Source organism: Tabrizicola sp. YIM 78059, from assembly GCF_004959785.1.
In the GTDB taxonomy this organism is placed as follows: domain Bacteria; phylum Pseudomonadota; class Alphaproteobacteria; order Rhodobacterales; family Rhodobacteraceae; genus Tabrizicola; species Tabrizicola caldifontis.
The window spans coordinates 119,820-132,646 of the sequence record NZ_SJZH01000005.1 but is presented as its reverse complement, the minus strand read 5'-3'; the positions used below and the strand labels follow the sequence as shown (position 1 = coordinate 132,646).

At 65.8% G+C, this 12,827-nt stretch carries 16 protein-coding genes and 1 tRNA gene; 4 read left to right on the top strand and 13 right to left on the bottom strand.

The genetic code is table 11. The annotated features are described in order from the left end of the window. Nucleotides 1–220: 220 nt before the first annotated feature. The 8 genes from EZM81_RS08755 to EZM81_RS08720 all read right to left on the bottom strand — a co-directional run bounded on the left by EZM81_RS08755 (nt 221) and on the right by EZM81_RS08720 (nt 5,728). Nucleotides 221–1,300 carry a 2'-deoxycytidine 5'-triphosphate deaminase gene (locus EZM81_RS08755; RefSeq protein WP_136645446.1) on the bottom strand — a complete coding sequence of 360 codons (1,080 nt, stop codon included), beginning with the start codon at nt 1,298–1,300 and terminating at the stop codon, nt 221–223. 70 nt (nt 1,301–1,370) lie between these two features. After that, a tRNA-Pro gene (locus EZM81_RS08750) sits at nt 1,371–1,448 on the bottom strand. A 67-nt stretch (nt 1,449–1,515) separates the two neighbouring features. Next, on the bottom strand, nt 1,516–2,202 hold the full coding sequence (locus tag EZM81_RS08745; RefSeq protein ID WP_136645445.1) for a MerR family transcriptional regulator: 687 nt from the start codon (nt 2,200–2,202) through the stop codon (nt 1,516–1,518). 14 nt (nt 2,203–2,216) lie between these two features. Further along, complete coding sequence (ihfA, locus tag EZM81_RS08740) at nt 2,217–2,519, bottom strand: integration host factor subunit alpha (protein WP_135448684.1); 303 nt, start codon at nt 2,517–2,519, stop codon at nt 2,217–2,219. Between the two features lie 90 nt (nt 2,520–2,609). After that, entirely contained in the window at nt 2,610–3,581 is a 972-nt protein-coding gene (locus tag EZM81_RS08735) for a beta-ketoacyl-ACP synthase III (protein ID WP_136645444.1), read from the bottom strand. Beyond that, a complete protein-coding gene (plsX, locus tag EZM81_RS08730) occupies nt 3,578–4,714 on the bottom strand; it encodes a phosphate acyltransferase PlsX (RefSeq protein WP_135448682.1) in 1,137 nt (378 codons plus the stop codon). The genes EZM81_RS08735 and plsX overlap by 4 nt, the downstream gene beginning before the upstream one ends. Nucleotides 4,715–4,738: 24 nt before the next feature. Further along, nucleotides 4,739–4,945 carry a 50S ribosomal protein L32 gene (rpmF, locus tag EZM81_RS08725; protein ID WP_135448681.1) on the bottom strand — a complete coding sequence of 69 codons (207 nt, stop codon included), beginning with the start codon at nt 4,943–4,945 and terminating at the stop codon, nt 4,739–4,741. A gap of 174 nt (nt 4,946–5,119) precedes the next feature. Then, nucleotides 5,120–5,728 carry a YceD family protein gene (locus EZM81_RS08720; RefSeq protein WP_248298170.1) on the bottom strand — a complete coding sequence of 203 codons (609 nt, stop codon included), beginning with the start codon at nt 5,726–5,728 and terminating at the stop codon, nt 5,120–5,122. Nucleotides 5,729–5,823: 95 nt separating this feature from the next. Between EZM81_RS08720 and EZM81_RS08715 the strand changes: the two genes are divergently transcribed. Continuing rightward, nucleotides 5,824–6,306, top strand: coding sequence for an outer membrane protein assembly factor BamE (locus EZM81_RS08715; protein ID WP_371685734.1), 483 nt, complete (start codon nt 5,824–5,826; stop codon nt 6,304–6,306). Between the two features lie 15 nt (nt 6,307–6,321). Here EZM81_RS08715 and msrB read toward each other — a convergent pair whose 3' ends face one another. Further along, nucleotides 6,322–6,714, bottom strand: coding sequence for a peptide-methionine (R)-S-oxide reductase MsrB (gene msrB / locus EZM81_RS08710; protein ID WP_135448680.1), 393 nt, complete (start codon nt 6,712–6,714; stop codon nt 6,322–6,324). A 53-nt stretch (nt 6,715–6,767) separates the two neighbouring features. Between msrB and EZM81_RS08705 the strand changes: the two genes are divergently transcribed. Then, the gene (locus tag EZM81_RS08705; RefSeq protein WP_240783960.1) at nt 6,768–7,493 is read left to right on the top strand and encodes a GNAT family N-acyltransferase; all 726 of its coding nucleotides are present in this window, start codon (nt 6,768–6,770) and stop codon (nt 7,491–7,493) included. An 86-nt stretch (nt 7,494–7,579) separates the two neighbouring features. On the opposite strand, the gene EZM81_RS18270 is transcribed toward EZM81_RS08705, so the two are convergent. The 4 genes from EZM81_RS18270 to EZM81_RS08685 form a co-directional block, all read right to left on the bottom strand. Further along, nucleotides 7,580–8,116, bottom strand: a complete 537-nt coding sequence (locus EZM81_RS18270; RefSeq protein WP_169052338.1) for a DUF4157 domain-containing protein — start codon at nt 8,114–8,116, stop codon at nt 7,580–7,582. Nucleotides 8,117–8,346: 230 nt separating this feature from the next. Next, complete coding sequence (locus tag EZM81_RS08695; RefSeq protein ID WP_135448678.1) at nt 8,347–9,327, bottom strand: methyltetrahydrofolate cobalamin methyltransferase; 981 nt, start codon at nt 9,325–9,327, stop codon at nt 8,347–8,349. 15 nt (nt 9,328–9,342) lie between these two features. Then, nucleotides 9,343–10,260: a methylenetetrahydrofolate reductase gene (locus EZM81_RS08690; RefSeq protein WP_136645442.1), complete on the bottom strand. Its 918-nt coding sequence runs from the start codon at nt 10,258–10,260 to the stop codon at nt 9,343–9,345. A gap of 32 nt (nt 10,261–10,292) precedes the next feature. Beyond that, the gene (locus EZM81_RS08685; protein WP_136645441.1) at nt 10,293–10,595 is read right to left on the bottom strand and encodes a virulence factor; all 303 of its coding nucleotides are present in this window, start codon (nt 10,593–10,595) and stop codon (nt 10,293–10,295) included. 276 nt (nt 10,596–10,871) lie between these two features. Between EZM81_RS08685 and EZM81_RS08680 the strand changes: the two genes are divergently transcribed. Then, nucleotides 10,872–12,014 (top strand): Ppx/GppA phosphatase family protein, encoded by a 1,143-nt coding sequence (locus EZM81_RS08680; RefSeq protein WP_136645440.1) that lies wholly within the window; start codon nt 10,872–10,874, stop codon nt 12,012–12,014. Further along, nucleotides 12,011–12,754 (top strand): RlmE family RNA methyltransferase, encoded by a 744-nt coding sequence (locus tag EZM81_RS08675; protein WP_135448671.1) that lies wholly within the window; start codon nt 12,011–12,013, stop codon nt 12,752–12,754. The genes EZM81_RS08680 and EZM81_RS08675 overlap by 4 nt, the downstream gene beginning before the upstream one ends. Nucleotides 12,755–12,827: the final 73 nt, after the last annotated feature.

Sequence of the window (12,827 nt, the reverse complement as noted above, 5' to 3'; positions counted from 1 at the left end):
CGCGGTGAACACCGGGGTCGATTTCGCAGCGCGCCGGGGCAAGCCCGACTCAAAGCTCACACCCGAAGAACGCAGGCAGGCCCGGGACGCAAAGGAAACCGCAAGGAAGGCGCAGAAGCTGGCACGGCTGGGCCGGCGATTTTTTCGCTAGGAATGCCACCGGCAAAGACCGTCCGGGGACTTTGCGCCGTCTTGAAAGACCCGCGCTTCCGGCGGCGCGTCAGCCCGGCCGGAACTGCTTTGCCAGCTTCAGCCCTTGCCCCTGATAGTTTGAGGCGATCCCCGCGCCATAAAGTGTTTCCGGCCGCTCTGCCATGCGTTCATAGACCAGCCGGCCCACGACCTGCCCGTGTTCCAGCACGAAGGGTGCCTCGTGGCAGCGCACCTCCAGCACGCCGCGCGACCCTGCGCCACCGGCCGAGGCATGGCCAAAGCCGGGGTCGAAGAAACCCGCGTAATGCACCCGGAACTCGCCCACCATTGCCAGATAGGGCGCCATCTCGGCGGCATAATCGGGCGGGATCGTCACCGCCTCACGGCTGACAAGGATGTAGAAGGCCCCCGGGTCCAGGATGATGCGGCCGTCACGGGTGTGCAACTCTTCCCAGAAGTCCGAGGCCGGGTAATGGCCGATCTGGTCCAGATCGATCACGCCGGCATGCGGTTTGGCGCGGTAGCCGACCAGAGTGCCCTGCGCCGGGCGCAGATCGACCGAGAAGCCCAGACCTTCCGAAATCACGGCCTCGCCCGTCACCAGCGGTTCGCGCGCATGAAGTGCGGCAAGTTCGGCATCCGACAGCACGGCCTGGCCGTGGCGGAATCGGATCTGATTCAGCCTTTGCCCTTCCCGCACCAGCACCGAGAAGCTGCGCGGGCAGACCTCGGCATAGAGGGGACCGGTGTAACCTTCTGGAATGCGGTCGAATTCTATTCCGCCGTCGGTGATCGTACGGGTCAGCAGGTCCAGCCGGCCGGAAGAGCTTTTGGCATTGGCAACCGCCGTGATGCCCCGTGGAAGCGACAGGTGTTCCGCCAACGGAATCACATAGACGCAGTTCTTTTCCAGAACCGCACCCCCGGCAAGGTTCACCTGGTGCATGGTGAATTCCTCCAGCCGGTCGGCGACCTTGCGTCCCCTGCCGGCCAGGAACGATGCGCGCACGCGATAGGCCACCGGCCCCAGGCGCAGGTCAAGGCTGGCGGGCTGGATCTGGTCCTCACGGATCGCGGGGGCGGCCGAAAGCGCGCCGTTGGCAATCAGCCGGCGCAGGGCCTGTGCGGGAAGCACTCCGGTCGTCATGTCTGTCTCTCCCTGGCCCCGGATATGAAACTGCCCGCTCTGCCGTGGCGGCAGGCGGGCAGGTTTTCGATGGTCGGGCCGGAGAGATTCGAACTCTCGACCTCCCGCCCCCCAGACGGACGCGCTAACCAGGCTGCGCTACGGCCCGACACGGGGCGATACATACCGATATTCCGGGCAGGGGCAAGCGGGAAAGCGCATGGCGGGGCACCGACTTATCCCAGACCTTCGGCGCGGTCGGCTAGCCGGGCCCGCAGCGCGGCTAGCCGGCGGGCCAGGGCGGCGACTTCCGGTCGTGCCGTGCCGGGATATCCGGCGGGCAGGGCACGGATCAGGCCGGCAAGGGTCACGTCGTCGCGCTGCACGCGCTGGGCAGGCGCTACGGGTGCCGGCGGGGCAGGCGCAGGCTTGGGAGCCGGGGCAGCGGGTGAAACCTCGACCACGGCATCGAACAGCGGCAGCGACGGCTGTTCGGGTCTGGCGCGCGTCGCGGGCTTCGCGGGCGGCGGCGCGGCTTCGGGCTCTTCATCCTCATCCTCGACGGCAATGAAGCCGGCTTCGGGCACCTCGTCCTGCCAATTCGCGGCTGAGACCGGTTCCTCGGCATCCTGCGGGCCGACCAGCGGAACCGCACCGTCCGCCAGGCTGGCCACATGCCGCACGCCCTTGTCGCGCAGCATCTTCTGTACGCCCCGGATCGTCATACCTTCGTCGTGCAGCAGCCGCTTTATCCCGGCCAGAAGCGCCACGTCCGACGGGCGATAATAGCGTCTGCCGCCGGCTCGCTTGACCGGGCGCACTTGCGTGAACCGGCTTTCCCAGAAGCGCAGCACATGGGCGGGCGTGTTCAGCACCTCGGCGACTTCGCTGATGGTGCGAAAGGCGTCCGGCGACTTGTCCATATGGGGTCAGCCCCTCAGCGCTTCTTGCCTGCGGCGACGCGGTCCTTCATCAGATGCGAGGGGCGGAAGGTCAGAACCCGGCGCGGCGAGATCGGAACTTCCTCGCCCGTCTTGGGGTTGCGACCGATCCGCGCCGTCTTGGACCGGACCGAGAAGGTGCCGAAGGACGAGATCTTCACCGTCTCGCCTGCGACCAGTGCGTCGGACATGTGCCGGAGCACACTTTCCACCAGTGCGGCCGATTCATTGCGGCTCAGTCCTACCTCGCGGAACACAGCTTCGCTCAGATCCATCCGGGTCAAGGTCTTGTCGCTCATCTCGTCCCCCCACGAGGTTGTTTGAACGACCATGCGACCGTTGGATTTCCGAGTCAATATCAACCACTTGGACCGCGTGGTTGAAGGCGTCTACCAGCGCAGGACGACCGAACCCCAGGCAAGCCCGCCGCCGATCGCCTCGGTCACAAGCAGGTCGCCAGGCCTGATCTGGCCGCGCGCCTTGCCGACCGACAGCGCCAGCGGGATCGATGCGGCCGAGGTGTTGCCGTGGTCCTGCACGGTGACGACCACGCGATCCATCGGCACCTGCATCCGTTTCGCGGTGCCCTCAATGATGCGGATATTGGCCTGATGCGGCACGATCCAATCCACGTCGTCAGGGGTCAGTCCGGCCTTGTCCAAGGCGCGGTGTGCGGTTTCGGCAAGTTTTTCAATGGCATGGCGGAAGACTTCCTTGCCTTCCATCACCAGATGTCCCGTCGTGCCCGTCGAGGTGCCGCCGTCCACATAAAGGATGTCGCGGTAACGCCCGTCCGAGTTCAGATCGCTTGCCAGGATGCCGCGATCCGCCGGTGTGCCTTCGCCCTGGGCTGCCTCAAGCACCAGTGCGCCAGCCCCGTCGCCGAACAGGACGCAAGTCGTGCGGTCCTTCCAGTTCATCAGGCGGCTGAAGGTTTCCGCACCGATCACCAGCACCCGGTTCGCCTGACCGGTGAGAATCAGTGCATTTGCGTTCGCCAGCGCAAAGACGAATCCGGCGCAGACTGCCTGAACATCGAAGGCAAAGCCGCGTGTCATGCCCAGTTCTGCCTGAACCATGGTCGCAACCGAGGGGAAGGTCAGGTCCGGTGTCGAGGTCGCCACGATGATCGCATCGATGTCGTCGGCTGTCAGACCCGCATCGGTCAGCGCCGCGCGAGCGGCACGGGCGGCAAGGTCGCTGGTCAGCTGGCCTTCGGCCGCAAAGTGGCGCCGCTCGATCCCCGAGCGGCTGCGGATCCACTCGTCCGAAGTCTCGACGATGGATTCGAACTCACTGTTCGGAACGATGCGGTCGGGAAGATAATGCCCGACGCCCTTGACTGCCGCGCGTAAACTCATTCGGTCGGACTGCCCCCCGCCCCATGTGCGTCGGGGCTTGCCTGTGCGGCATCCTGCCCCGCTCGCCCGGCGGATGCAACCCGTGCAGCCAGCCGTTCGATGAACCGTGCGCGCGCCAGCTGATAGGCAAGGCTGACGGCTGCAGACACCCCTGTTGCATCTGCGGCACCGTGTGATTTCACCACGGTGCCATTCAGCCCGAGAAACACCCCCCCGTTCACCCGGCGCGGGTCGATCCGGCGTTGCAGTCGCTTGAGCGAATTCATCGCCAGAAGCGCCGCGAACTTCGACAGGATGCCCGCACCGAACGCCTCGCGCAGGAAGTCGGCAATAAGCTTTGCCGTGCCCTCGCCGGTCTTCAGCGCGACGTTGCCGGTGAAGCCATCGGTCACGATCACATCGACCCGGTCGGAGGGCAGGTCTCCGCCCTCGACGAAACCGACGTAGTCGAAATCCCCCGCCTTCGCGATCGGCCCCATGCGCTCATGCGCCTCTTTCAGTTCGGCGCGGCCCTTGTGATCCTCGGTGCCGACGTTCAGCAGGCCGATGCGCGGCCGCTTCAGCCCCAGGCCATTGCGCGCATACGAGGCACCCATTGTGGCATACTGCAGCAGATCGTCGGCTTCTGCCTTCACGTCGGCGCCCACGTCGAGCATGAGGTTGAACCCGCCCGGATTGCGCGAGGGCCACAGACAGGCGATTGCCGGACGGTTGACCCCCGGCAGCTTGCGAAGCCGCAGCATGCTGACCGCCATGAGCGCCCCAGTGTTGCCGCACGATACGGCAACAGAGGCCTCGCCGTTCTTCACGGCATCAATGGCCGACCACATCGAGGTCCCCTGACCGTGACGCATCACCTGGGCGGGCTTGTCCTCCATGGTGACGACACGATCGGCATGGCGCAGGGTGATGCGGGAAGCCAGTTCAGGGTGACGGGCAAGCAGGGGCCTGAGGCTTGCCTCATCCCCGTGCAGGATCACCTGCATGTCTGGGTGCTCGACCATCGAATCGACAAGACCGGCAACAACTGCTGCCGGTCCCTGGTCTCCACCCATCGCGTCAACGGAAATCACGACGCGTTCGGACGCCGGAGTGAGGGCCGTGACAGAGGCAGACTCGGGTCCGGTGGCCATCTTCACGGTCGCGCGGGCGTTGGATTACGCCGCGTCCTCGTCGACATCGACTTCGCGCGCCATCGATACGACTTCGCGCGAATCGTAGTGGCCACAGGCGCTGCAAACATGATGCGGGCGCTTCAGTTCGCCACAGTTCGGGCATTCGTTCGGGTTCGCTGCAACCAGAGCATCATGTGCACGGCGCATGTTGCGGCGGGAGCGGGTGGTGCGGTTCTGCGGGACAGCCATGTCTAAACCTCGGGCAGTGGGGACACGTGCCCCTGTTTTCCTTATCGATCCAGCACCTTGGCCCATGCTTGCGGCAATAGCCGAACGGCGCTGTTTCGCAGCTTGAACGAGGCGCGGAACATACTCGGATTCCGTCCGGGCGCAAGCCCCCTTTTGCCGGGCGCGCAGCAGTTCTCAGTCGTCGGTTTCGTTGTCTGGCTTGCCTTTCGTCCCAAGGCGGGCAGCCAGTGCGGAAAGACCCGCAAAAGGCTTCATGTCGTCATCCCGCAGTGGCTCGACGCCCTCTGCGCTGTGCACCATTTCGCCCAGTTCCGCGCCCGGGGCGCGGGGATACAAGGGCAGGGCCAGGGCCAGCGCCTCGGCAGCGATCTCGGCAAGGTCGATCACCTCGGGCATCGGCTCCAGCGTGTCGTCTTCGGGCATTTCGACTTCTGCGCCCTGCGGTTCGGTAAGTCCCGCGACGTAGCGGCGGTGGATTTCCTCGTCGATGGCGGCGGCCACCGGCTTCAGCGTCACGACGCAGGATTGGTCGGCTGCCGCTGTCAGCCGGGCGGTCAGAACAAGTTCATCACGACCCACGGGCCGGATCTCTCCGGCAAGGTGAAGCCGCTTCAGGGCCAAAAGACCAAGTTGCCGGGCCAGTTCGGCGCGCGCCGAGCCATCCGGGGCATAGTCGAAGCGCGTCGGCTTGCGTGGGCTCAGTCCACCGGTGCGGAACCGGGTCGGGCTGTTGGGGGCAGGGTCGGTCATCGGGTGCCAATTCCCATGGCTGCGGCGTTCCATTCTTGAACAATGGGCTGCCCTTCTGTTATCGGGAAAGCCAGAGGTTTTGAAGCACCCGCGCCGCGTGCCGGCATTTCAGGGGCAAGAGGGCAGGTATGGCAGATTTCCGGTTGACGCGGATGGTCGGAGCGGCCTGCACAGGGTTTCTCCGAAAGGCCATTGCCCTGATGCTGGTTGGCGCGCTGATCGCTTGCTCACCGGTGTTCCGCAATCACGGATACGTACCGGCAGATGACGAACTTGCCAAGATCGAGGTTGGTGTCGATACCCGGGAAAGCGTCGGCGAAAAGATCGGGCGCCCTTCGACTTCGGGTCTGCTGAACGACGAGGGCTGGTATTACGTACAAAGCCGATACCGCCATTTCGGCCCGCGCGAGCCGCAGGAAATCGAGCGGCAGGTCGTGGCCGTGACCTTCGACAGTTCTGGCCGGGTGGAGAACATCGCCCGCTTCGGGCTTGAGGACGGCAAGGTGGTGGAAATCTCGCGTCGTATCACGCAGACCAACATCAAGGGCCTTGGCCTTATCCGTCAGCTTCTGGGCAACTTCGGCCGCATCCAGGCGGGCGACGTTCTGTGACGCGGGGCCTTTTGGTCAGGCGGCCGGGTCGAACTTCAGCGCCACTCCGTTGATGCAGTAGCGCAGCCCCGTGGGGGGCGGGCCGTCTGGAAAGACATGGCCGAGGTGGGCATCGCAGCGGTTGCAATGCACCTCGGTGCGCCGCATGAACCAGCTGTTGTCGGCCTGTTCGCCGACGCTTTCGGGGTCGATCGGGGCATAGAAACTGGGCCAGCCGGTGCCGCTGTCGAATTTCGTCGCCGCATCGAACAGCGGCGCGTCGCAGCAGATGCAGCGGAACGTGCCTGGGCCCTTCGGAAAGTTGTCGTGCGTGAAGGCGCGTTCTGTCGCGTGCTTGCGCGTCACGCGATAGGCGAGGTCGGACAGCTGCGCCTTCCATTCGGCATCGGACTTGACGATCTTTTCCATCGGGGTCTCCTTTGAGACGCAGTCTATAGTGTGACGGGGCGGGGTAAAGGGGCGTGGAGCCACTTCAGCGGGGCGGTATGGTGGCGCGGTTGGCGCGGGGCCGGGCCGACATGGCCCGCGTGATGGCCTTTCGCAGCGCGGCCTTCCCCCGACGGGCCGGCCGGGAAGGGGATGCCCAGGACGCGCTCTCCGCCCATGTCGTGGTCGAGAGCGACGGGGTGCTGCTTGCCTATTTCCGGGTCATGCTGTTCGGCTGGGGGGCGGGGCTGGCTCAGGGCTATGCGGCGCGCTTTTACGATGTGGCGCCACTGGCGGGTTATGCCAGGCCCATCGCCGAGATGGGGCGATTCTGTGTGGCCTCGGGCGGCGTGCACCCTGACGTGCTGCGCCTGGCGTGGGGCGCGATGACGCGGATAGTGGACGAAGGCCAGGCGGGGCTGCTGGTTGGCTGTACCAGCTTTCGTGGGGCGGAATGGCAGGCGCATCGGGCGGGGCTGGCGCTGCTTGCGGCAGAGTTCGTAGGCCCTGCGGAGCATCTGCCGCGGCAGAGGGCAGCGGAGGTGGTGGACTATCCGGCGCTAGCCGGGCCGGTTGCCGACCGCCGTACATCGCTTGCTGCGCTGCCACCGCTGCTGCGCACCTATCTGGGCATGGGGGGCTGGGTGTCGGATCATGCGGTGGTGGACAGGGAGCTGGACACGCTGCATGTCTTCACCTGTGTCGAGGTGGACCGGGTTCCGCCGGCCAGGGCGGCCTCCTTGCGTGCGGTGGCGGGTTAGCGTTTCGTGTCGGGCGGACCTTCCGTGCGAAAAAGGTCGGCGGATCATGCCAGGCCCTCCAGGCGGCCCGGACCCTTCGACCTGTCTCATCCGCCGCCGTGGATGGCCTTCACCACGTCGCCGATCGCATAGGCCTCGGCCTCGACCGTTGCGTGGTCGAGGACGTAGCGACGGGCAAAGCCCGAAAGGCCCCAGCGACGGAACTGTTCCACGTGCTTGACCTCATGCGCCCAAAGCGCAATGTCGGTCTCGGCCTCGCGCGGGTCGGCAAAGACGATGGTGTCGATCAGGGTGATGGCATTGGCCCGGCCATGGCGGATGGCCAGGGATTGCAGCGTCGAATCCTCGGCGATGCCCACGCGGTATTCGATGCTGTCGAGGAGGTCTGCCGGATACCAGGCAAGCAGCGCCTGCCGGATATGGGGCGGCATTGGCCGGGTGCCGGCGGCCCAGGCCGCGTCGCGGGACAGGACCATGGAATTGGCCAGAGATGCCGCCGCCATATCAAGCGCCGTTTCCAGCGCGGCGCGGCCAGTGGCATCGAAGGGCATGGTCAGGCCGCTGCCCTGGGCAGAGGCCGGGGCGGCAAGCAGACAGAGCGCGAGGGCAAGACGGCGCGGCATGGCGGCAAGGTGCCAAGGCCGGGGCCGCGGTGCAACGGGCCTTCGGGTGCACTGTCGCAAAGGTGAAGCGCCGCGCAGCACGGCGGCCGCGCGTTCCGCGCCACGGCAGGTGTTGCGCGGAGTTGCGTCGGGGACGCAGCTCCGCACGCGTGCCTCTGGCCGGGACATTGCGGAACAGAAGAAGGGAAGGCGCGCGAGCCCCCTTGGCTGGCAAGGGGGCAGGGAGGCGCTCAGGCCCGACCGCGGCGGCCGCCGCGACGCCCGCCGGCGGCCTGGGAGGCGGCGGCGGAGGCTTCGGAGAAGCTCATGCCACCCTCGACGGCTTCCAGAACCTTGGCGAAGCGGATCCATTCGCCGCCGTTCGGGTCGTGGTTCATCAGGAAGTTGGCGGCGCGGATCGCCTCCATCTCCTGCTGGCGGACGGGGTTCATGATCGCCGACGTCATGCCGGCGCAGATCGCCATGGGCAGGAAGGCCGCGTTGATGCCGTGGCGGTGCGGCAGGCCGAACGATATGTTCGAGGCACCGCAGGTGGTGTTCACGCCCAGCTCTTCGCGCAGACGCCGGACCAGGGTAAAGACCTGCTGGCCGGCCGAGGCCATGGCGCCCACGGGCATCACCAGGGGATCCACCACGATGTCATGCGCGGGGATGCCGTGGTCGGCGGCGCGCTGCACGATCTTCTTCGCCACAGCGAAGCGGACATCGGGGTCGGGCGAGATGCCGGTGTCGTCGTTCGAGATCGCCACCACGGGCACGTTGTATTTCTTGACGAGGGGCAGGACGAGTTCGAGGCGTTCCTCCTCGCCCGTGACCGAGTTCAGGAGCGGGCGGCCTTCGCAGGCCTGAAGTCCCGCCTCGAGCGCGCCGGGGACCGACGAGTCGATGCAGAGCGGCACGTCCACGGTCTGCTGCACGATCTCGATCAGCGCCTTCATCAGGGGCGGCTCGACGAAGTTGTTGTCGGCATAGCGCGGGTCTTCGGCCATCTTGTTGGTGAAGACCGCGCCCGAGTTGATGTCGAGCACCGTCGCCCCGCAGGCGACCTGTTCCAGCGCATCCTTGATGACGGTTTCGAAATTCCCCGCCTCGAGTTCCGCGGCCAGCTTCTTGCGCCCCGTCGGGTTGATGCGTTCGCCGATCACGCAGAAGGGTTCGTCGAAACCGATGACAACGGTTTTCGTCTTGGATTCAATGACAGTACGGGTCATTCCTAAACCTTTTTCTCAGGCAGTTGCGCTGGCCGGAACGCCGGAGGCGCCGCCATGTTCGGTCACCCACTGGGCATTGGTCTTGATACCGCCGAGGGGGAAGAAGTGGACCTGCTCGATGCCGAAGCCGGGGTTCGCGGCCTTGTGGGCGGCGAGATCCTGCAGGATCTCGGTCGGCTCGTAGGGCAGGAGAAGCTTGGTGACATCCATCGCGCGTTTCTGCAGCACGCGCAGGCTGGGCCCGACGCCGCAGGCAATGGCGAACTTGATGAGGGTCTGAAGCTTCGCAGGCCCGGCGATGCCGATATGGACCGGAAGCTTCACGCCCTCGGCCTGAAGCCGGTTGACCCAGTCGATCACCGGCTGGGCCTCGAAGCAGAACTGGGTGGCCATGGCCATCTGCGCATCGGTGCGTTCGGCGAAGGCGGATTTCCAGCGCGCGGCCTCCATCACCATGCGGTCGGAGCCGTCGGGGTCGATGTCCTTGTTGCCTTCGGGGTGACCCGCGACATGCAGGCGCTTGAAGCCGGTAAAGGCGCCGGATTCAAGGAGTTGCATCGAGGAGTGGAAGTCGCCCACGGGCTGCGCGACGCCGCCGGCCAGGAGCAGGCCCTGTTCGACGCCGACATCGCGGTAGCGGGCGACCCAGTCGAAAAGTGTGGCCTTGTCCTTGATGATGCGCGCCGGGAAATGGGGCATCACGGCAAAGCCTTCGCCGGTGATGCGCCTGGCGGTGGCCACCATGTCCTCGATTGGGGTGCCGTCGATATGGGCGATGTAGACGCGGGTGCCCCTCGGCAGGATGTCGCGGAAATCCTCGACCTTCTCGGCGGTGCGGGGCATGACCTCGATGGAATAGCCCTTGAGGAAGGCTTCCAGCGACCCGGTGGCGGTGGCGGTGTCGTCCTTGCGGCGGAAGTTGAACAGGGCCATCACGGTCTCCTTCAATGACGGGGGCATGGGCGTCAGGCCTTGGCCCAGCCTTCGGCGTCGATCAGCGATTTCAGGCGTTGGGTGTCGTATTCGGTTTCCAGCTTCGCGGCCCAGTCGGCGGCAATGGTATCGGGGTCGCCCTCGACCTCGGCCACGACGGCCTTGCGCCATTCGGCGAGATAGCTGTCGGTGTCACGCGCCCCGACCTTCATGGCGCACCGGTCGATGGCCTGTTCGAAGCGTTCGGAAAGCTGCACCTTCGAGCCGCGACGACCCTTGCCGACGATGACCTGGGCCGGGATGTCGCGCCAGGAGACGATGGTGACTTCGGCCATGATCCGGTGATTCCCCTTGGCTGTGCTGACCCCGTTGATAATCGCCGATCTCCGACAGCCGGTGTCGGATTTCGACATGGCGCGCGATGGATGCGACCCCGGTGCACGCCATCTGTGGGTAGCACGCGACAGCTGCAGTTGCGACAGGAGAAGGTCGGAAAAATCTTCATGCAGATCATGAGCCTTGGCCAAACCCCCCTTGGCCTTATGGATGCGCGCTTGCGCGAAGGTGGGATCGAGACTACCTTTGATTCCAACCACAGATGGAGGGCGGCCATGACGCCCGAGCGTCCCCGCAGGGCGGACGCTTTCCAGGCGCAGGTCGAGACGCCCCTTGCCGTTTCCCGCGCCGGTAAGCCGTCAGCCCTTTCCGACCTAGGGTCGGCCCCGCTTTATGCGGCGCTTGACCTTGGCACAAATTCCTGTCGCATGCTGATTGCCCAGCCCAGGGGCAGTCAGTTTGCGATCGTTGACAGCTTTTCCAAGACTGTGCAGCTGGGCGTCGGGCTAGAGGCTACGGGAAGGCTGAGCCGTTCGTCCATGGGCCGGACGATCCAGGCCCTGCGCATTTGCGAGAAGAAGATCGAACGGCACGGTGTCGTGCGGATGCGGCTGGTTGCCACCGAAGCCTGCCGCCGCGCCCGGAACGCCCGCGACTTCATCCGCCAGGTCCGGCGCGAGACCGGTCTAAGCCTGGAGATCATTGCGCCCGAGGAAGAGGCCCGGCTTGCCGTGATCTCTTGTGCGCCGCTGGTCAATCCGTCCACCGAACAGCTGCTGGTGGTCGATATCGGCGGCGGCTCGACGGAACTGGTCTGGATCGACCTGAGCGCCGTGCCGCCGGCCGAACGCGCCCGTGCAATCATGCGCCTGCACATGGGCTTCGATGCGCAGGGCGACGGGGCGGTTGCAAGGGTGGTGGACTGGATCAGTGTGCCGCTCGGCGTGGCCACGCTGAAGGACCAGTTCGCCGATGTCGATGATGACGCGGCGCGCTTCGCCCTGATGAGCTGGTTCTTCGAAGAGAACCTGGCCAGCTTCAGCCCATACAACGCCCAGAACCCGCGCGAGGGCTTCCAGATCATCGGCACCTCGGGCACGGTTACCACTGTCGCGGCATCTTTCCTGAACCTGAAACGCTATGATCGCACGAAGGTCGATGGTCTGCAGATGACCAGCGACCAGATCGACATGGTGATCCGGGAATACCTGGCGCTGGGGCCGGAAGGCCGGCGGACCGACCCGCGTATCGGGCGCGACCGGCACACGCTGATCATGTCCGGCGCGGCGATCCTGCAGGCGCTGATGCGCATATGGCCCACCGACCGCTTGTCCGTTGCCGACCGTGGCCTTAGGGAGGGGCTTCTCTATGCGCAGATGAGCGCGGACGGCGTTCTGGAAGACGGACCTTATACATGATCGACAAGCCGAATTCGGGGCGCGGCCAGCGCGAACTGCGGGTGCGGGTCAAGACCGCGAAGGGGCGGAAGCTCAGCTCCACCCTTTGGCTGGAACGGCAGCTGAACGATCCCTATGTCCAGCGCGCAAAGCGCGAGGGCTATCGCGGCCGCGCGGCCTACAAGATCATCGAACTGGACGACAAGTATGGTTTCCTCAAGCCTGGCGCCCGGGTGGTCGATCTGGGCTGCGCGCCGGGCGGCTGGTGCCAGGTGGCGGTGGCACGGGTGAACGCGCTGGGGCAGAATCCGAAAAAGCCGGTCGGCCGCGTCCTGGGGGTGGATCTGCAGGAAGTGGAGCCGATTGCCGGCGCCGAAATCCATCAGCTGGATTTCCTGTCTGACGACGCCGACGAGAAGGTGAAGGGCTGGCTGGGCGGTCGTGCCGACGTCGTGATGTCGGACATGGCGGCCGCGGCATCGGGTCACAAGGCGACCGACCATCTGCGGATCGTGGCCCTGGTCGAGGCGGCTCTGGCCTTCGCCTTCGACGTGCTGGAGGACGGCGGAACCTTCGTGGCCAAGGTGCTGGCCGGAGGGGCCGAGAACGAGATGCAGGCCATGCTGAAGCGCAACTTCCGCAAGGTGGCCAACGTCAAGCCGCCTGCCAGCCGGTCTGACAGTTCCGAGAAATTCGTGGTGGCAATGGGCTACCGCGGGCGCGAGATCGCGGGCGGGGCAGGGCAGGGCGTCCCGGTCTGAAAGGCCCGACCGCGTGATGACGGTGGCAAGCCGTGGCGTAGCCACCGATGATCGGCCGGGCAGGTGCCAAGGA

Excerpts from the sequence above, each read along its gene's own strand:
- EZM81_RS08755 (WP_136645446.1), bottom strand. The coding sequence starts at position 1,300 with ATGACGACCGGAGTGCTTCCCGCACAGGCCCTGCGCCGGCTGATTGCC.
- EZM81_RS08720 (WP_248298170.1), bottom strand. The coding sequence starts at position 5,728 with ATGGAACGCCGCAGCCATGGGAATTGGCACCCGATGACCGACCCTGCC.
- plsX (WP_135448682.1), bottom strand. The coding sequence starts at position 4,714 with ATGGCCACCGGACCCGAGTCTGCCTCTGTCACGGCCCTCACTCCGGCG.
- ihfA (WP_135448684.1), bottom strand. The coding sequence starts at position 2,519 with ATGAGCGACAAGACCTTGACCCGGATGGATCTGAGCGAAGCTGTGTTC.
- rpmF (WP_135448681.1), bottom strand. The coding sequence starts at position 4,945 with ATGGCTGTCCCGCAGAACCGCACCACCCGCTCCCGCCGCAACATGCGC.
- EZM81_RS08675 (WP_135448671.1), top strand. The coding sequence starts at position 12,011 with ATGATCGACAAGCCGAATTCGGGGCGCGGCCAGCGCGAACTGCGGGTG.
- msrB (WP_135448680.1), bottom strand. The coding sequence starts at position 6,714 with ATGGAAAAGATCGTCAAGTCCGATGCCGAATGGAAGGCGCAGCTGTCC.
- EZM81_RS08735 (WP_136645444.1), bottom strand. The coding sequence starts at position 3,581 with ATGAGTTTACGCGCGGCAGTCAAGGGCGTCGGGCATTATCTTCCCGAC.
- EZM81_RS08715 (WP_371685734.1), top strand. The coding sequence starts at position 5,824 with ATGGCAGATTTCCGGTTGACGCGGATGGTCGGAGCGGCCTGCACAGGG.
- EZM81_RS08745 (WP_136645445.1), bottom strand. The coding sequence starts at position 2,202 with ATGGACAAGTCGCCGGACGCCTTTCGCACCATCAGCGAAGTCGCCGAG.
- EZM81_RS08695 (WP_135448678.1), bottom strand. The coding sequence starts at position 9,327 with ATGACCCGTACTGTCATTGAATCCAAGACGAAAACCGTTGTCATCGGT.
- EZM81_RS08680 (WP_136645440.1), top strand. The coding sequence starts at position 10,872 with ATGACGCCCGAGCGTCCCCGCAGGGCGGACGCTTTCCAGGCGCAGGTC.
- EZM81_RS08685 (WP_136645441.1), bottom strand. The coding sequence starts at position 10,595 with ATGGCCGAAGTCACCATCGTCTCCTGGCGCGACATCCCGGCCCAGGTC.
- EZM81_RS18270 (WP_169052338.1), bottom strand. The coding sequence starts at position 8,116 with ATGCCGCGCCGTCTTGCCCTCGCGCTCTGTCTGCTTGCCGCCCCGGCC.
- EZM81_RS08690 (WP_136645442.1), bottom strand. The coding sequence starts at position 10,260 with ATGGCCCTGTTCAACTTCCGCCGCAAGGACGACACCGCCACCGCCACC.